This window comes from Sphingobacterium sp. 2149 (assembly GCF_031455655.1).
Classification (GTDB): domain Bacteria; phylum Bacteroidota; class Bacteroidia; order Sphingobacteriales; family Sphingobacteriaceae; genus Sphingobacterium.
On the sequence record NZ_JAVDTD010000010.1, the window covers coordinates 194261 to 213208 of the forward strand.

Annotated in this window: 11 protein-coding genes; all 11 read left to right on the forward strand. The window is 44.1% G+C overall.

Features of this window, described 5'->3' with window-relative positions; all coding sequences use genetic code 11:
* The first annotated feature begins 212 nt into the window (after nucleotides 1-212).
* The 11 genes from J2X77_RS15805 (at nucleotide 213) to J2X77_RS15855 (ending at nucleotide 18940) form a co-directional block, all read left to right on the forward strand.
* The gene (locus J2X77_RS15805) at nucleotides 213-1376 is read left to right on the forward strand and encodes an extracellular solute-binding protein (RefSeq protein WP_209578214.1); all 1164 of its coding nucleotides are present in this window, start codon (nucleotides 213-215) and stop codon (nucleotides 1374-1376) included.
* The gene (locus J2X77_RS15810; RefSeq protein ID WP_209578215.1) at nucleotides 1369-2520 is read left to right on the forward strand and encodes a CaiB/BaiF CoA-transferase family protein; all 1152 of its coding nucleotides are present in this window, start codon (nucleotides 1369-1371) and stop codon (nucleotides 2518-2520) included. Before J2X77_RS15805 ends, J2X77_RS15810 begins: the two co-directional genes overlap by 8 nt.
* Before the next feature lies 1 nt (nucleotide 2521).
* Entirely contained in the window at nucleotides 2522-3664 is a 1143-nt protein-coding gene (locus J2X77_RS15815; protein ID WP_209578216.1) for a CaiB/BaiF CoA-transferase family protein, read from the forward strand.
* The gene (locus J2X77_RS15820) at nucleotides 3657-4883 is read left to right on the forward strand and encodes an extracellular solute-binding protein (protein WP_209578217.1); all 1227 of its coding nucleotides are present in this window, start codon (nucleotides 3657-3659) and stop codon (nucleotides 4881-4883) included. The genes J2X77_RS15815 and J2X77_RS15820 overlap by 8 nt, the downstream gene beginning before the upstream one ends.
* The gene (locus J2X77_RS15825; protein ID WP_209578218.1) at nucleotides 4871-5956 is read left to right on the forward strand and encodes a Gfo/Idh/MocA family protein; all 1086 of its coding nucleotides are present in this window, start codon (nucleotides 4871-4873) and stop codon (nucleotides 5954-5956) included. The genes J2X77_RS15820 and J2X77_RS15825 overlap by 13 nt, the downstream gene beginning before the upstream one ends.
* Nucleotides 5957-6009: 53 nt before the next feature.
* Nucleotides 6010-6462, forward strand: coding sequence for a MaoC/PaaZ C-terminal domain-containing protein (locus tag J2X77_RS15830; protein ID WP_209578219.1), 453 nt, complete (start codon nucleotides 6010-6012; stop codon nucleotides 6460-6462).
* Nucleotides 6463-6473: 11 nt separating this feature from the next.
* Nucleotides 6474-7769, forward strand: a complete 1296-nt coding sequence (gene fucP / locus J2X77_RS15835) for an L-fucose:H+ symporter permease (RefSeq protein ID WP_209578220.1) — start codon at nucleotides 6474-6476, stop codon at nucleotides 7767-7769.
* A 132-nt stretch (nucleotides 7770-7901) separates the two neighbouring features.
* Nucleotides 7902-10061, forward strand: coding sequence for a trehalase family glycosidase (locus tag J2X77_RS15840; RefSeq protein WP_209578274.1), 2160 nt, complete (start codon nucleotides 7902-7904; stop codon nucleotides 10059-10061).
* On the forward strand, nucleotides 10039-13359 hold the full coding sequence (locus tag J2X77_RS15845) for a glycoside hydrolase family 2 TIM barrel-domain containing protein (protein WP_310081541.1): 3321 nt from the start codon (nucleotides 10039-10041) through the stop codon (nucleotides 13357-13359). Before J2X77_RS15840 ends, J2X77_RS15845 begins: the two co-directional genes overlap by 23 nt.
* Before the next feature lie 153 nt (nucleotides 13360-13512).
* Complete coding sequence (locus tag J2X77_RS15850) at nucleotides 13513-16914, forward strand: glycosyl hydrolase (protein WP_209578221.1); 3402 nt, start codon at nucleotides 13513-13515, stop codon at nucleotides 16912-16914.
* A gap of 7 nt (nucleotides 16915-16921) precedes the next feature.
* Nucleotides 16922-18940 (forward strand): beta-L-arabinofuranosidase domain-containing protein, encoded by a 2019-nt coding sequence (locus tag J2X77_RS15855; RefSeq protein WP_209578222.1) that lies wholly within the window; start codon nucleotides 16922-16924, stop codon nucleotides 18938-18940.
* The last annotated feature ends 8 nt before the right edge of the window (nucleotides 18941-18948 follow it).

The window sequence follows — 18948 nt, forward strand, 5'->3', positions numbered from 1 at the left end:
TTATAAACATATTTAATTCCAACATTAGATTACAGTATTGCGCTGCTTATGCTATATTATCTTGCCTGGATCATCAAGAAGAATAGGATAAAAATAGCTACAACTACAATGTTATGTTTTACTGTTTTTGGAGATTGGAATAACTTGATGTTTGGTAATCAAATGGTTGATAAGGATCTCAACAAGACTACATAAAATAATACATAAATACAATGACAGAGAAAATCCGGTTAAAGGGGATTACCTGGGGGCATTCGCGAGGTTTTGTGCCAATGGTTGCAACGGCACAACGTTATGAAGAATTACATCCGGAAGTAGAGATTGTTTGGACAAAACGTACTTTGCAGGAATTCGCTGATAAGTCGGTAACGGATTTAGCCAAGGAATATGACCTGTTGGTGATCGATCATCCGTGGACGGGACATGCCGCTTCTAAGGGGATGCTGGCTCCATTTGATGATTATCTGTCCATGGAGTTTTTGGCCGGTCAACAGGCGAATAGTGTTGGGAAGTCTTATGAAAGCTACAACTTTCTAGGCAAGCAATGGGCCTTGGCTACAGATGCGGCGACACCAGTGGCTGCAAGTCGCCCAGATATTTTACGTTCGCTACGTGTGCCGCTCCCGCGTACCTTCGAAGAAGTCTTGGCCTTAGCTAAAGCAGGACGGGTTGGATTTTCACTGTTGCCGATTGATTCTTTGATGAACTTTTATGGTCTTTGTTGTTCTTTGGGTGAAGAACCTTGCCAAAACGACGAAAAAGTAATCAGCGAAGCCGTCGGGGTACAGGTCTTAAAATTATTTAAATCACTTGCGGATGAATTGGATGCTGGATTTTATGAGAAAAATCCCTTCAAAGTGTTCGAAGAAATGACGCAGCGGGATGAAATTGCCTATTGTCCATTTGCGTATGGTTATTCCAATTATGCGCGAACTGGGTATGCCCGTAAAGTATTGCATTTTCATGATTTAGTGTCGTTAAACGGTACTCCAATGATTAGCACACTGGGTGGTGCGGGATTAGCAGTATCCTCTCAGAGCAAACATATTGCTGTGGGTATGGATTACGCCCAATTTGTTGCGTCACCAGAAATTCAGGCAACATTATATGTCGAAAATGGTGGTCAACCGGGACATTTAGGTGCTTGGGAAAATGAGCAAGTCAACGCCTATACGGACGGCTATTTTAAAAATACCCTGCCTACATTGGAGCGTGCCTATCTGCGCCCGCGTTATGATGGTCATCTGTATTTTCAGGATCACGCCGGTGATATTGTAGTTGACTATCTCAGACAGGGCGGGGATGAAGTTGCCGTATTAGAAAAGATGAACAAGATGTATCGGGAATCATTAGTGGACAAAGAAGACAATGGATAATAAACCACTGGAAGGACTTTTAGTTCTCGAGTTTTCACAATTTATGGCCGGGCCAACCGCTGGCCTGCGGTTGGCTGATCTCGGTGCCCGAGTTGTCAAAATCGAGCGTCCTGGCGCCGGAGAAGGCGGACGACAGATTGCGATTAAAAATATTTTTGTAGATGAGAGCAGCCTGGTGTTTCATACCATTAATAGAAATAAAGAATCGTATGCGGCCAATTTGAAAGACGAAAATGATCTGGAAAATATTAAGAAATTAATCCGTCAGGCGGATGTAATGACACATAACTTCCGTCCGGGGGTGATGGAAAAGATCGGTTTGGATTATGAGAGCGTACGGAAAATCAATCCAAAGATGATCTATGCCACAGTAACGGGCTACGGTAATGAAGGGCCATGGTCCAAAAAACCGGGTCAGGATTTGCTGGTGCAGTCGCTGTCGGGACTTTCTTGGCTATCAGGCTGTGCGCAGGATGGACCAGTACCTTTTGGATTGGCTGTGGTCGATATGTATTGCGCGACACATCTGACACAAGGTATATTGGCGGCATTGTTGAAACGTGCCCGTACCCAACAGGGCGCTCTTGTTGAAGTCAGTTTGCTTGAATCTGTGTTGGATATGCAGTTTGAAATGCTGACCACACATGTCAATGATGGACGTAAGTTGCCACAGCGCTCGGCTGTTCGAGGCGCAGGCCATGCTTATTTAAGTGCACCCTATGGACTTTATAAGACACTAGATGGTTATCTAGCTTTGGCTATGGGCAATGTGGGACATATTGCAGAAACAATAGGTCTGTCTAGTGAGCCTTATCAAGATGCTTCAACCTGGTTTTCGCGACGTGATGAAATATTGGAGGCCTTTGCTACAGTATTGTGCCAGAAGACCACTAGCGAATGGGTATCCCGTTTGGAATCGGAAGGGATCTGGTGTGGTGCAGTCAACGATTACCATCGTTTTTTTGAGGAGCAAGGTTTTAAGGAGACAGGGATGTTGCAGGAAGTCAGTTTACAAGACGGTACCGCGCTAACCACCACCCGTAGTGTTTACCAGATTGATGGAAAGCGTTTATATGCGGACAAACCTGCACCAAAAGTGGGCCAGCATACCGCATCAATTGTTCACGATTATTTAGAAAATTAATATGTTACCATTAGCAGGCTATACCGTAGTCGACTTTAGTCAATTTTTATCCGGCCCATTAGCAAGTTTACGGCTAGCCGACTTAGGTGCGCGGGTGATAAAAATAGAAAAACCAGAGACGGGTGATATTTGCAGGCAATTATATACCTCGGATACCATACTCAATGGTACTTCAACGGTGTTTCATGCGATTAATCGGAATAAAGAAAGTCTGGTGTTGGACTTAAAAAGTGAATCCCACAAACAGATCATACGTGATTTAATCGCGCGGGCAGATGTGGTGCTGCACAATTTTCGTCCAGGTGTCATGGAACGTTTGGGCTTTGACTATGCAAGTGTCCGAGAGATCAATCCGACGGTGATCTATGGAGAAATTTCAGGGTATGGAAAAGAAGGACCTTGGGTGAAACGACCTGGACAGGATTTATTATTGCAATCACTTACCGGAATGACCTGGTTGAGCGGCGACGCAAATAATGGTCCAGTGGCCATGGGACTTTCCATTGTGGACATGTTTGCCGGCTCGAATCTATGTAGTGCCGTCTTGGCTTGCCTGTATCGTCGTGCGATACACCAAATGGGGGCACACGTGCATGTTAGCATGTTGGATTCTGCTGTAGATATACAATTTGAGGCTGTCACAACCTATTTTCGTGATGGTAAATTGTTACCCCAACGTAGCGAGGTGAGCAATGCACATGCATATTTGGCTGCGCCATATGGCGTTTATCGTACCCAAGATGGTTTTCTGGCACTTGCTATGGGCTCTATTCCTTTTCTTACCAAATTATTAGATTGCACAGCGCTGGAAGGCTTCGCGGACGGTGAACAGGCTTTCCGCGAAAGAGATACCATTAAAGCGATATTAACGGAACACTTGGCAACAGCATCTACGGCGCATTGGTTAGCAATACTGGAAGCAGCAGACATCTGGTGTGCCGATGTATTGGATTGGCGCCGTTTGACCGAGCACGATGCTTTTAAAGTGCTAGACATGCTACAGGAAGTAACGATGGGCGACGGCTTCCATTATGAGACCACCCGTTGTCCGATTCGTATCGATGGCGAGCGTTTGACTGCGACAAAAGGTTCGCCCAAATTAGGTGAGCACACCGCTAAAATACTGGAGGAACTGTATGGATAAGTTACGTTTTGCTGTCCGGAAATTCGACCCCTTTGAGCGTGCCATGGAGAAATGTTGGGCGGCTTATCAGGAGCTATATCCATCGGATATGGAGATAGAGTTTGTTCCATTAGATTTAGAGGAATTGACAGCAGCCTTCTTTGAGAACCAAGGCCTTTATAATGGTGACTGGGATATTGTCCATATCAATACCGATTGGATCGCACGTGCTTACGAAACGAAAGGTTTAGCTAATCTCGATCTTATGCTTGATCAATATCCACCCGAAGAAGTGGGGTGTGCATGGTCCGAAAGTTTACAGGCTTTACAACGTTTTGATGGACAGGTGTTTGGTTTGCCTTTTCATGATGGTCCTGAATGCATGGTCTTCCGGAAAGATCTGTTCGATGACCCACAGGAGCAGAGCCGTTTTCACGCGCTTTACGGAAAGCCTTTGGCTGTTCCAACAACCTGGACTGATTTTTTAACCGTTGCCACATTTTTTACCCGTCCGGAAGATAACCTGTACGGAACTGTGTTTGCCGGTTATCCGGATGGACACAATGCAGTATTCGATTTCTGTATTCAACTTTGGTCCCGTGGAGGCGATTTGCAGCAAGGAGAGATACCTGTTAAGCTGGATCAGCCATTGGCTGTAGAAGCATTGGATTTTTATAGAGGGTTATTTAAAGAGAGTAGGGGATTGCACCCCGAATCGGCCAATTATGAATCCGTGCAGGCCGGTGCCGCCTTTGCGCGGGGAGAAGTAGCCATGATGGTCAATTGGTTTGGATTTGCATCCTGGGCACAAATTGATGCGGCGTCGGCAGTGCAAGGTAAGGTAGATGTAGCAGCCATTCCTTCAGCAGAAGGGGGAATGTCTCCTTCATTAAATGTGTATTGGTTGTATGCAATCCCAGAAGGTAGCCGTCATAAGCAGTTGGCTTATGATTTTATCCGCTTTGCCGTAGGCCGCCAGTCAGATAAAAATCTCACCCTCGAAGGTGGCGTTGGCTGTCGTTACTCCACCTGGTATGATTCCGAAATCAATCAGATGATACCCTTTTATAATAAATTGGCTGAATTGCATGATACTGCACGTACATTACCGCGCTTGGCCAACTGGCCGCAGATTGCACATATCATTGATGAGACCGTCATAGCAGCGATTAATTCCGAGGAGAGTAGTCTTTCATTATTGACTAAAGCACAGAAAAAACTAAATACATGGATAGGATAGATATTCAATATAAAACCATATTACCCCAAACGTCTTTGCCCATTATTATAATAGGCGCAGGCGGTATAGTGAAAGATGCACATCTCCCGGCTTATCGTAAGGCCGGCTTTCATGTGCATGGTATTGTCAATCGTACAAGGGCGAAAGCAGAAGCATTGGCACAGGATTTCGGTATTCCGAATGTGTACGATACGGTGGCGGATGCCGTCGCGCAAGCACCCGAAAATGCGGTGTATGATATGACGACTATGCCGGATATCTATATCGAAACCTTAGAGACTTTGCCCGATGGAGCAGCGGTATTGATCCAAAAGCCGATGGGCGATTACTATGCCGATAGCCAGGCAATCTTGGAGGTCTGCCAGCGCAAGGGTTTGGTGGCTGCGATCAACTGTCAGTTGCGTCAGGCGCCTTTTGTCAATGCGGCTCGTTGGCTGATCGATCAGGGCTACATCGGCGAACTCTACGATATGGAGGTGCGCGTAGCCGTGCATACCCCTTGGCAGCTTTTTCCACACGTGATGGTGCATCCGCGTTTGGAAATACTGTACCATAGCGTGCATTATATAGACCTGATCCGTTCTTTTTGGGGTACACCGGCATCGGTTTATGCCAAGACCTTGAAGCATCCAGCCAAAGAGCTATCTTCGAGCCGGACAACCTTGTTATTTGATTATGGGGATACTATGCACGCGGTGGTTAATACCAATCACGACCATGAATTTGGACCGCACAACGAAGAAAGTTACATCAAATGGGAAGGGACTAAAGGAGCGATCAAAGCGACGATGGGCTTATTGATGGATTATCCGCACGGCGTGCCCGATGTATTTGAATATTGCATCAAACCGACCGACGGTAGTAAGCCGCAGTGGGTACAATTCCCGATCGAAGGGACTTGGTTCCCCGATGCCTTTATCGGTAGCATGGGTAGCTTGATGCGCTTTAAACTGGGCGAAATTGCTGTGTTACCGGCGGCGGTGGAGGATGTTATCGAGACCATGGCCGTCGTGGAGGCTGCTTATAAAAGCAGTGCTCAGGGCGGTGTACCTATCGTAGAGACTAGAAAATAAAAATTGGAGATCAGCGAGTAGGAACTAGAGGTTATAAACATAAAATAAGAAATATGCATTTTGAATCGATTTTTTTTGAAGACTATATATTAAACGACAAACGGACGACATTGGGCCGTACGATTACCGAAACAGATTTTGTTGTTCATGCTGGACATACAGGCGACTTTTTTCCACATCATCTCGATGCGGAATGGTGCAAGACCCAACCTTTTGGACAGCGCATCGCGCACGGAACAATGATCTTTGCGATTGGTATCGGACTGACGGCATCAGTTATTAATCCGGAAGCATTTTCCAAAGGCTACGATCGCCTTCGTTTTGTCAAGCCTGTGTTTATTGGCGATACCATCCACGCTGAGGTGACTATTTGTGAAAAATCCGATGCAAAAAAGCCTGAATTCGGTACTGTAGTGGAGCATGTTGAAATTATCAATCAACATGGTGAAGTGGTGTTGGTCGCAGAGCATATCCTGCTAGCAAAACGCAAGGAAGTTTCAATTTAACCTATCATCACATGGAAATTGGTACAAAATCATCAATCAAGCTAACAGAGGCATCGTCTAGTAAGGGCTATCTCCTTCCGTTTATTCTGATTGTCAGCCTGTTTTTTTTATGGGGTATGGCCCATAATTTAAATGGTGTGCTGATCCCGCATTTGAAAAAAGCCTGTCAGTTGAATAACAGCCAATCGGCACTGGTTGATACATCCGTATTCTTCGCTTACTTCATTATGGCTCTACCCGCAGGTTATATATTACGCAGGTGGGGATATAAGTTGTCTATTATTCTCGGGCTGCTGACTTTTTCCGTCGGCGCATTTTTATTTCTCCCTGCGGCAGATCACCGGATGTATGAGCTCTTTTTACTGGCTTTATTTATTATTGGTTGTGGACTAGCTTTATTAGAAACAGCGGCTAATCCCTATGCTGCAGTTTTGGGCAAGCCCGAAGCGGCAACCCACCGCCTTAATTTGGCGGCCTCTTTTAATGGGTTGGCAGCAGTGGTGGCACCAGTGATAGGTACGACCTTTATTTTGTCGGGTACGAGCTATTCAGAAACGGAACTGGCGGCTATGACAGAGAGCAATCGGTTAGCGTATCTGCTCCATGAAGCGTCTTCCGTAAAAATGCCTTATTTGATATTAGGATTAATCCTAGTTGTTGTAGCGCTCATCTTTTTATTTATAAAACTGCCTGAAATACAAGGTGAGAAAGCCGAAGGAGATAAAGAGAAAAAGACTGGCTTATTTGCTGTACTTCGACACAAGCATTTGAGTTTTTCTGTGATCGCGCAGTTTTTCTATGTTGGAGCACAGGTTTGTGTAACCAGTTTTTTTATTCGTATGGCACAGCAGGGAGCAGGTGTCGATGAGAAAACTGCGGGATATTTCCTAGGTGTATATGGTTTGCTCTTTATGGGCGGACGTTTCGTCGGTACCCTGTTGTTGCGTTATACGACCGCGCAGCGTTTATTGGCTATTTATGCTGTTTGTTGCGCTATATTGGCAACTGTAGCCATTTCGGGTACAGGTATGGTCATCTTGTATGCGCTAGGTGGACTTGGTTTCTTTATGTCAATTATGTTTCCTACAATTTTTTCTTTGGGTATTGCTGGACTCGGAAACGAGACGAAACAAGCCTCTTCCTGGTTGATTATGTCAATTGTTGGTGGAGCCGTATTTCCCTTTGTGACCGGAAATATTATTGATGCGCTGCATGATAATACGCAGATTGGTTATAGTGTACCTTTGGTCTGTTATCTCGTAATTCTATGGTTTGCACTGAAAGGATATAAACCGGCAAAAGCCTAAGTTGTGTCTCACCGTGTATTTTAGTGAGCAATTGAAAAAAATATAGCGCGTGTTTTACTAGTGAAAAACACATATACCGCCGAAGTTAACGTTGGTTTTGGTGTTAGTGAATTGATTAACAATGATTCGAATATGAATAAAATTATTTTAATTATAGGTTGTTTAATTGCAACAACGACAGCATTTGCACAACAGGTAAGTACCTGGATCTGGTATCCTGGAGATTATGAAGTGTGGTTGAGCAACAACATGCAAAATCGTCGTACGGACAGAGGAACCTTCTTTCCTCCGTTTTGGAAGATGGATAGTCACTATGTTCTTGTCGAGTTCAGTAAAGAATTTGATTTGCCTGCTGATGAAGAAATCAGTATTTATGCCGAAGGTAAATATAATGTCAAGATCAATGGAAAAATGCTTCCCGGTGCACCTACTAAAGTGATGCTTCAAAAAGGAAAGCAAAAAATTAATATTAAAGTTTACAATCAGGGGAATGTTCCCGCACTGTATGTTGCAGGAAAAAACGTAACGACAGATAGCGATTGGAACGCAACCTATGAAGATAAGGAATGGATTGATGAGACAGGTAAAGCGTCTGATCAATCTGGAACAAGCTATGTGAAGGCCGGTAAATGGAACTTTAACGGACCAACAGTTCGACCATCCACGTTTAAATTGCCCGTTAAGCCACAGCAAGCACTTTCGCAAGAAAAACACGGTCAAGGTATCTTGGTCGATTTTGGAAAGAATACATTTGGTTTTCTCACCCTGCATAAACTGGTGGGCACAGGCCGATTGAACATCTATTATGGCGAATCCCGAGAGGAAGCACTTTCGACGAAAACCAGCGAGACCATTGATCTTCTTGAGATACATAATCAACAGCCACAGGATAGTACTCTTGATCTATCCAAAGCTTTCCGCTTTGTTTATTTAGAACCCGAAGGATCAGTAAAGTTTGATCAAATATCCATGGAATATGAATACTTACCAGTGGCTGATCGCGGGTTCTTTCGTAGTTCCGATAATGAATTAAACAAGATATGGGATGTTGCCAAATATACCATGGAACTAACCACACGTGAGTTTTTTATTGATGGTATCAAACGTGATCGATGGATCTGGAGCGGTGACGCCTATCAATCGTATGCCATGAATTACTATTTGGGTTTTGATTCCGAAGCCGTCAAGAGAACGATTTTAGCCTTACGGGGTAAAGAGCCTACAATCAGCCATATCAACACCATTATGGATTATACCTTCTATTGGTTTTTGAGTATCGCAGATTATTACCGTTATACCGGTGATAAGGAATTTATAGCAGGCATCTATCCACGTATGAAAAGTCTGATGCAGTTTTGTTTGAATAGAAGAAATAGCGATGGTTTGATGAAAGGTTTAGCTGGCGATTGGGTATTTATTGACTGGGCCGAAGGTCTCAGCAAGCAAGGGGAAGTGAGCTTTGAACAATTATTGCTGTGCCGCAGTCTCGAAACCATGGCGATGTGTGCCGATTTGGTTGGCGAGCCGAAAGACAACCAACACTATCAACAAGAAGCTCAACAACTCAAAGATAAGCTATTTGCCTATTATTGGAACGATCAGAAAAAAGCCTTTGCACATAGTCGTATTGATGGTAAGCAAACCGATAACGTGACACGCTACAGCAATATGTTTGCGATTTTTTTTAATTATCTGAACAAACAGCAACAGGCAGGCGTGAAGGCTAATGTCTTGTTAAATGATCAAGTACAACAGATTACCACCCCTTATATGCGTTACTACGAACTTGAAGCTTTGTGTGAACTTGGTGAAAAGGACTATGTAATGAAAGAAATGAAAGACTATTGGGGTGGTATGCTAAAACTTGGTGCGACGACCTTCTGGGAAGAATTTAATCCAGCGAAAAAAGGAGCCGAGCATTATGCGATGTATGGAAGGGATTTCGGTAAGAGTCTCTGTCATTCGTGGGGAGCAAGTCCGATCTATCTGCTGGGCAAGTACTATCTCGGTGTGCAGCCTACAGCGGCAGGCTATGCACAGTATGAAATCAAACCCTATCTGGCATCGCTGGAATGGATGGAAGGAAAAATACCAACACCAAAGGGTGAGATTGAACTTTACGTGTCGAAAAACAAGATCAAGGTAAAATCACCTGTTGGAACAGGGACATTAAAACTGCGGAGCAAGGTTGTTCCACGCGTGAAACAAGGTCAAGTAAAACATATCTCAGGAAACGACTATGAACTCGTTTTGGAAAAAGGAATAGCATATGAAGTCGATTACAAATACTAGGTTATATAAAAAAATAGTCGTATCCAAGCTGAGTGTTGCCCTGTTGCTTTCGATGTCTGCGATTTCAGTACAGGCACAAACGGTTGACGGTAAACCGGCGGTCATCCCACCGGTGCCGAATGGTCAGATTGCCGCGCCTTGGGAAAATCCGATGATTACTTCCATCAATAGAGACCCTTCACGTGCGACAGGATATTCTTATGCCACGATTGAAGAAGCCATGAAGAATGAAAGAGAAACAAACAAACGGATGCTTTTTTTGAATGGCGAATGGAATTTTAAATTTGCCTTTAAACCGGCCGATGCACCGCAAGATTTTCATTTATCCGAGGTCAGCGGATGGGACAAAATCCAGGTTCCTTCCAATTGGGAGATGAAAGGTTATGATATCCCCATTTACCGTTCGGCAGTCTATCCATTTAGCCCAATTGATCCGCCGCGCATTCCCAAAGATTATAATGGTGTAGGGTCGTATCAAAAGACATTCGAATTGCCCGAATCTTGGGATGGAATGAATATTACCTTACATTTTGGAGGGGTTATCTCTGCCTATCAGTTGTGGATTAATGACAAATACGTAGGTTATGCGGAAGACTCCTGCTTGCCATCTGAATTTAATGCCACACCCTATCTTAAAAAAGGTAAAAATCGCATCTCTATCCAAGTCTTGCGTTGGAGCGATGCTTCCTATCTAGAAGATCAGGATCATTGGCGCATGAGCGGTATTCACCGCGAGGTGTTTTTGATGGCCGAGCCAAAAGTGCGTATTGCTGATTTTCATTGGCAGGCAACTTTAGATGCTGATTATCAAGATGCCAAATTCTCCATTCGTCCAAAAGTCGATAATTTTTCAGGCGACAGCATCAACGGTTTTACGCTAAAAGCACAACTATATGATAGTAATAGTAAACCTATTCTCGACAAACCATTAGAAAAAGATGCTTCGGCTATCGTTGATGAAATCTATCCGAGATTGGACAATGTGAAGTTTGGACTAATGGAAACAACGCTCAAAAATCCAAAGAAATGGTCCCCGGAAGAACCTAATCTCTACCGTTTGGTACTGACGCTTTACGACAAAGAAAATCGTTTGCTCGAAGCGAAGACCTGTCAAGTAGGATTTCGGAGCATCGCTTTCTCTCCAAACGATAGCAAACTTCTGATCAATGGTAAAACGACCTACCTCTATGGTGTCAACCGTCATGATCACCATCCTGAACGCGGGAAGGCACTGACACGGGAAGATATGGAAGCGGATATTCGCCAAATCAAACAATTTAATTTTAATGCGATCCGGACTTCTCATTATCCGAATGATCCCTATATCTATGAGCTCTGTGACCGTTATGGTATTATGGTGATGGATGAAGCTAATATGGAGACCCATGGACTTGGTGGAAAACTCATGAACGATCCCTCCTGGCTGGCGGCACTTCAGGAACGTGTCACACGCATGGTGGAACGGGACAAGAATCATCCTTCCATTATCATCTGGTCGTTGGGAAATGAATCTGGAAGAGGTCCGAATACAGCCGCGATGGCTGCCTGGATCCATGATTTCGACATCACACGTCCTGTACATTACGAACCAGCTATGGGGAGCCATCAGTTGCCGGGCTATATTGACCCTTCAGATTCTCGTTATCCAAAATCCAACGATCACGCGCATCGGATTCAAAATGTAAAGGATCAATATTATGTCGATATCGTGTCGCGGTTTTATCCGGGCATTTTCACCCCCGCGCTCTTACTAAATCAAAATAATGGCGATAATCGGCCTATTCTCTTTGTTGAATATACCCATTCCATGGGCAATTCGACCGGTAACATTCGTGATTTCTGGGATATCTTTCGTACACATCCCCGTTTGATCGGTGGTTTTATCTGGGACTATAAGGATCAGGCCTTGATTCGCAAAGATTCCGTTTATGGTAAAGTGCTGGCTTATGGTGGCGATTTTGGTGAAAAGGTGCATAATGGCGCTTTTAGCTTGAATGGCATTACCGACGCTTGGGGACGTCCAAAAGCGGCGATGTACGAAAATAAGCGCATCTATCAGCCTGCAGAGGTCACTTTGGTTGATCTAGAAAAGGCCACGGTACAAGTCAAAAATAGATCAACGGTGCTCAACCTAAATCATTATGATGCTGTCTTATTATTCCGCAGAAATGGGCTGCTGGTAAAAGAAGTGCCGATATCGGCCATGAATCTGGCCGCAGGCGATTCTGCACAGGTAAGCTTTGCCAAATATTTACCTTTCAAGCGTGCCGCAGATCACGAATATCAGCTCGATATTCAATTTCGTTTACGGGAAGCGACAGCATGGGGACCAGCAGGATTTGTAGTCTCTTCATCGCAAGTACGCTTGCAGGAACAACCCAATGTCCTACGACCTTTATCATACAAAGGAGGTCAATTGATCAAAACAGAAACTGCCGATAAGTATCAGATCGCAGGCAAAAACTTTCAGGTTAGCTTTGACAAATCGACTGGAAGTTTGACTTCGTTTAATTACAAGGGACAGGAAATAATCAAAGATGCCATTCGCCCAAACTTTACGCGGCCGGCTACGGACAATGACCGCCGGGGCTGGAAACCGGAGAAAAAACTAAAATACTGGTATGGCACACCAAAAGTAGTGTCGGTAAACGCGCAGGAAAAAGATCAAGGGTATGAAATACAGACACTGTATGCCCTTGCAGCTGATTCTGCACAGGTAAAAGTGATCTATACGGTGAAAAATCCAGGTATTGTGTCAGTAAACTACCAGTTGCAGGTGAAGGCTGGATTACCTAATATCCCAAAAGTTGGGCTCCAAATGGGTATCAATCCGACATTTGAAGACATCCAATACTATGGCTTAGGGCCGATGGAGAATTATCCTGATCGTGCTTATGGTTTTGACCTTGGTGTTTATCACATGAATATCGATCAATTTATGGAGCACTACCTTTATCCGCAGGAGAATGGAAATCGGATGGATGTTCGTTGGATGCACCTCCAAAATAAAAATACAGGTCTTTTGGTTGTCGGCAAACAGCCGCTGTATATAAGTGCATGGCCTTATTCACAAAAAGCGATTGTCGAAGCAAAACACTGGTTTAAATTGAAAAAAGAAGATAAGATTACCTTAAATGTCGATTTAAAACAGATGGGGGTCGGTGGAAATGATACTTGGACAGATGTGTCGCAACCTTTTGAAAAATATCAAATTCCAGCACAAGACTATAATTATTCCTTTTATTTGATTCCGACAGATTTGAAACAATCGATCGAGGATTTCGTAAAATCTAATTAAATAAATGAAGATTAGCAGGAAGCTATCCAGTAAGTAAAGTTAAACCCTGTAGGTGTCGACTAGTTGAAATGACGCGATAAGGGAGATAAATTCAAAAATGAAAGAAATAGGCTGCCCAACCTTTTTGGATAGCTTTAAAGAACAAGATAAGATATGACGAGGATTAAGTTGCTATTAGGAACAAGTCTTCTTTTGGGCTGTTTGAGCAGCAATGCGCAGATTAAAGGTATTCCAACGGAATTAGTTCCGTTGGATCAACATTCGTTTGAACAAGCAAAACCTTGGGTATTTTGGTACTTTATGCATGCCAGCTATTCCAAGGAAGGCATTGCAGCAGATTTGAAAGCGATGGCGGATAACAACATAAAAGGAGCATATTTGGCCCCTATTAAGGGGAAAACTGATCCGCCGCTTTTCAATCCGCCAACAGAGTCTTTGACACCTGAATGGTGGGATATGTTTGGATACATCGTTGCCGAGGCAAAAAAATATGGATTAAAGATTGCTTTGTTACCTAATGATGGATTTGCGACCGCCGGTGGACCATGGATTAGTCCAGAAAAATCGATGCAAAAATTGGTTTATGCAGATACCGTAGTCAATAGCAAGGGCGGGCGATCACGTGGTATTCAGTTGCCACAACCCCAAACGCAACAAGGCTATTACGAAGATATCGCTTTATTTGCGATGCCACTGACCCACTCGCCGCGAAAGAGCTTTACGGAGCTGGTACAGGTAACCAATAGCTATGGCGAAGATCTAAAACGATTGGCTGAAAGAGGCAACAAACAAAATTTTGCAGCAGCTGCAGGAGGATGGATCCAATATGCTTTTGAGCGGCCCTTCCCTTGCAATTCATTGAAAATTGAATGGACAGCATCCAATTACCAAGCAAATCGTCTGCAAGTTTGGGCCAGCGATGATGGCTTAAATTTTCGGAAGATTACACAATTAGAATCCCCAAGAATGGGCTGGTTGGATTGGGATAATGGTGTAACACATCTGATTCCCTACACCGAAGCGAAATATTTTCGCTTCGTATACGATCCCACAGGAAGTGAGCCCGGAGCCGAAGACCTTGATTCTGGTAAATGGAAGCCTTCCCTAAAATTGAATGGTATCAGTCTGTTTGAAGAAGCGCAGGTTCATCAGATCGAAGGCAAGACAGGTGAAATATGGCGTGTTGGCAAAAAGTCCGACCCAAGCGCTGTTATGCCAGGAGCTATTATTGGACAGCAACAGCTTATCCGTTTGCCTAAGCCGGATCAAGCGGGTCGTGTCGACCTGACATTACCTGCAGGAAGGTGGAAAATATTACGGGTGGGACACACCTCTACTGGCCATAAAAATGAAACTGCTGGTGCAGGAAAGGGCCTCGAATGTGATAAGTTGGACGCAGCTACTGTCGCTTTTCAATTTGATCAGTGGTTTGGAGCAGCCAAAAAGCATGTAGATCCACACTTGTCTAAAGAAGTTCTCACGGTATTTCATATTGATTCTTGGGAATGTGGTAGTCAAAACTGGACCCGTAGTTTTCCGGATGAGTTTTTAAAACGCCGGGGCTATGACCTGACTAACTATCTCCCGGTTTTAGCAGGTTGTTTTGTGAATAGTGTGGAAGATTCCGAAGCCTTTTTGCAAGATTACAGACAGACCATCAGCGAACTGTTACAAGAGAATGGCTATGCGACATTACGTCGAAAAGCGGATGAATACGGTGTTGAATTTACAGCAGAAGCGACTGCTCCTGTGATGGTCGGTGATGGTTTGGCACATTTTGCTTCAACCGACCGTCCAATGGGTGAATTTTGGTTCAGAAGTCCTTCGCACGATAAACCTGCGGACATCTTGGATGCTATTTCGGGAAGCCATATTTATGGTAAGCGCGTTACCATGTCGGAGGCTTTTACCCAGATCCGTGCACAATGGGATGAACATCCGCGGCTTCTGAAAAGTCTTCAGGACCGAAATTACGCCTTGGGCATCAACAATCTGGTCTACCATGTGTACGTGCATAATCCCTGGATGGACCGTAAACCTGGTATGACCATGGACGGTATCGGAACCTATTTTCAGCGCGATCAAACGTGGTGGAAACCTGGTAAAGAGTGGGTTAATTATGCGATCCGCTCACAGCAGCTACTGCAATATGGAGTACCGGTACGAGATGTAGCTGTGTTTATTGGGGAGGAGATTCCAAGAAGGTCTGTACTCCCAAGTGCTTTGATCGATGTCTTACCCGGTATTATTGGTGAAGCCCGTGTTCATCGTACAGATTCTTTGTTGGCCAATGTCGGCCTACCCTTACAAAAAGTTGCAGGTGTGACTACAGGAGCCAATATGTATAGACCCGAAGATTGGGTCGATCCACTACGCGGCTATGCCTACGATTCCTTCAATCCCGATGCGCTTTGGAATCAGACTAGCGTACAGGACGGTAAGGTGATTTTTGCGAATCATATTGCTTATGCTTTACTTGTGATGCCTGGAGAAACAGCATTAAATCCGAATGGTAGCCAATATTCCCTTCGTACGCTAGAACGCATCAGGAGTCTTGTCAATCAAGGGGCTACGGTGCTCTTCCAAGATATTCCACAGACATGGCGGGGCAAACTGACCGATGACAAAGTACAACAGTATCGCATTTTGCTTGATGAGTTATTCACTGGGCTAGAGCCATTCACAAATACAACATTACAAACGAAGCAGATCGGCAAAGGCCGTGTGCTTGTTGGCCACTATGAAGCGAAAGATTTTAAGCCGCTAAATATTGCTCCCGATGTGCTGATTAACGAAGGGCACAATCCACATATTTCTTGGAACCATCGCCGTTTCGATGGTGGTGATTTGTTTTTTGTAGCCAATCAAGATAGTTTAGCACAAAAGGCAACTTTATCTTTACGGACAAAAGAAAAATATGCCTACCGTTACGATCCTGTAAGCGACAAACTAGCGGTTTTACCGTTTAAAGTGATCAACGATAGGACCGTTATCGAACTTTCGTTTGATGCGTATCAATCTGGCTTTGTATTGACCAGCGATAAAAAAATAGATATACCGACCTATCAATACTCCGGAAAAACAGCTTTGACAGGACCCTGGTCATTTACGGCTGATGGGTTATCCGGCAAGCAAGCAATTAAACAGCAAGAGCCTCAGTTTTGGACAGCCAGTGCAGACGATGACATTAAATATCATGCTGGATCAGGAAGTTATCAAACGACCATTCATATCCAAAAAATAGCTGAAAAGCAACGCGCTCATTTACAATTTTCGGCCATTGAATCTATGGCAGAAATTTTTGTCAATGGACAATATGCTGGGGTTGTCTGGACCAAACCTTATCAGATCGATGTAACTGATTTTATCCGGCAAGGTGATAATAAAGTACAGGTCAAGGTCTATAATACATGGGGGAACCGTTTCCTTTATGAAAAAGAGAATACAACAGTAGAAAAGAAAATACAGGCAACAGCGTCAGACAAGTTCCTCAAAGGCTTATTACCTTCCGGATTACAAGGGAAAGTTGACTTACTGTGGTTAGATGCAAAATAAAGAAATCATGAATACGAAGCACAAACTAATGATCCTGGGGCTCTTCTTCGCGACGGCCTGTCAAGTCCAGGCCCAGGAAAGGTCTATTACCAATACGGGGTCGAGTCCCCATGCTGTTCAAAACGCAGTTGATATGGGCGACGTGAAATGGACGAAAGGCTTTTGGGCGGATCGTACCAAATCGTGTTATGAGCAGATGGTACCGCAACTCTGGCACGTTTATACCGATGCCTCCATTAGCCATGCTTATCGTAATTTTGAAATCGCCGCGGGATTGGAAAAGGGTGAGCATAGCGGACCATCTTTTCATGACGGCGACTTCTACAAAACATTGGAAGCAGTCTGTGCACTATATGCCCAGACAAAAGATAAAAAACTGCTTCGCATGCTGGACGAAGTTATTCCCGTGATCCGCAAAGCGCAACGTGCCGATGGCTATATTTATACCAAGGCGACAATTGACCAGCAGCGATCGGGACAAAATATTGAGTTTCAAGATCGTTTGAGCTTTGAGTCTTATAATATTGGACATTTAATGACGGCCGGATGCATACATTACCGGACAACGGGACAACGGGAACTATTGGATATTGCAATAAAGGCAGCGGATTATCTGTATGGGTTTTATAAAAAGTCCAATCCAACTTTAGCCCGAAATGCAATCTGTCCCTCCCATTATATGGGAACCGTCGAGCTTTATCGGACGACCAAAGACCCAAAATATTTAGAATTAGCCAAGCATTTAATTGATATTAAAGGTGAAATCGAAGATGGAACGGATGATAACCAAGATCGCATTCCGTTCCGTCAGCAACATAAAGCTACGGGACATGCCGTACGGGCGAGCTATCTTTATGCAGGTGTAGCAGATTTATGCGCCGAAATTGCAGATACAACGTTGAGCAACCGCCTTTTTGAAATTTGGGACGATGTCACGAAGCACAAGATGTACATTACAGGCGGTCTGGGATCGCTGTATGATGGTACCTCACCTGACGGAACTTCCTATAATCCCAGTGAGGTACAGAAAATCCATCAGGCATTTGGGCGGGATTATCAATTGCCCAACTTAACTGCGCACAATGAGAGCTGTGCAAATATTGGTAATATGTTGTGGAATTGGCGCATGGCGAATTTCACGGGCGATGCAAAATACATCGATGTATTGGAGCTGGCACTCTATAATAGTGTACTGTCAGGGATTAGTTTAGATGGCGACAAATTTTTGTATACTAATCCATTGAGTTACTCCTCCGATCTTCCATTCCAGCAGCGCTGGTCTAAAAAGCGTGTTCCTTATATTGCACTGTCTAACTGCTGTCCACCTAATATTGTTCGTACGATAGCAGAAGTAGCCAACTATGCTTACGGATTAGCAACAGATGCCGTAGCAGTCAACTTGTATGGTGGAAATGAATTAAATACAACATATCAAGGCAAAAAAATCAATATCATACAAGAATCCGGCTATCCATGGGAAGGATCCGCCACCTTTATCCTAAAAGAATTTCCTTCCAGTTATACCCTGAAACTCCGGGTGCCGGGTTGGGCTGGGAAGGTTGAAATATGGAAAAACGAAACGAAAATCGAAGCACCGATGGAGAAAGGCTATGCCATATTAGCTGGATTGTGGAAGAAAGGTGATCGCGTTACCGTCAAACTGCCGATGGAGGTTGCTCTGATGGAGTCAAATCCACTGGTTGAGGAAACGCGTAACCAGGTTGCAGTCATGCGTGGACCGATCGTGTATTGCCTAGAGAAGCAGGATGTGGCTGCGGATGTCAATATCTTTGATCTGAAAATGAAACAGGGTGAACAGTTTGTGCCGAAAAATGAAAATATCTTAGGGCAGGATATTGTCTTGTTGGAAGGAAAAGCCTATCGTACAAATAGCACGAAATGGAATTCACTATACCGTAAAACTTCCGATGGAAAGCCTGAAACTATCCCTGTGCGTCTGGTACCCTATTTTGCTTGGGGAAACCGTGCATTTGGTGATATGAGCGTTTGGATGCCAGTATTTTAATGGGATAA

Coding starts and splice junctions, on each gene's coding strand:
- fucP (WP_209578220.1), top strand. CDS start 6,474: ATGGAAATTGGTACAAAATCATCAATCAAGCTAACAGAGGCATCGTCT.
- J2X77_RS15825 (WP_209578218.1), top strand. CDS start 4,871: ATGGATAGGATAGATATTCAATATAAAACCATATTACCCCAAACGTCT.
- J2X77_RS15855 (WP_209578222.1), top strand. CDS start 16,922: ATGAATACGAAGCACAAACTAATGATCCTGGGGCTCTTCTTCGCGACG.
- J2X77_RS15815 (WP_209578216.1), top strand. CDS start 2,522: ATGTTACCATTAGCAGGCTATACCGTAGTCGACTTTAGTCAATTTTTA.
- J2X77_RS15845 (WP_310081541.1), top strand. CDS start 10,039: ATGAAGTCGATTACAAATACTAGGTTATATAAAAAAATAGTCGTATCC.
- J2X77_RS15830 (WP_209578219.1), top strand. CDS start 6,010: ATGCATTTTGAATCGATTTTTTTTGAAGACTATATATTAAACGACAAA.
- J2X77_RS15805 (WP_209578214.1), top strand. CDS start 213: ATGACAGAGAAAATCCGGTTAAAGGGGATTACCTGGGGGCATTCGCGA.
- J2X77_RS15840 (WP_209578274.1), top strand. CDS start 7,902: ATGAATAAAATTATTTTAATTATAGGTTGTTTAATTGCAACAACGACA.
- J2X77_RS15810 (WP_209578215.1), top strand. CDS start 1,369: ATGGATAATAAACCACTGGAAGGACTTTTAGTTCTCGAGTTTTCACAA.
- J2X77_RS15820 (WP_209578217.1), top strand. CDS start 3,657: ATGGATAAGTTACGTTTTGCTGTCCGGAAATTCGACCCCTTTGAGCGT.
- J2X77_RS15850 (WP_209578221.1), top strand. CDS start 13,513: ATGACGAGGATTAAGTTGCTATTAGGAACAAGTCTTCTTTTGGGCTGT.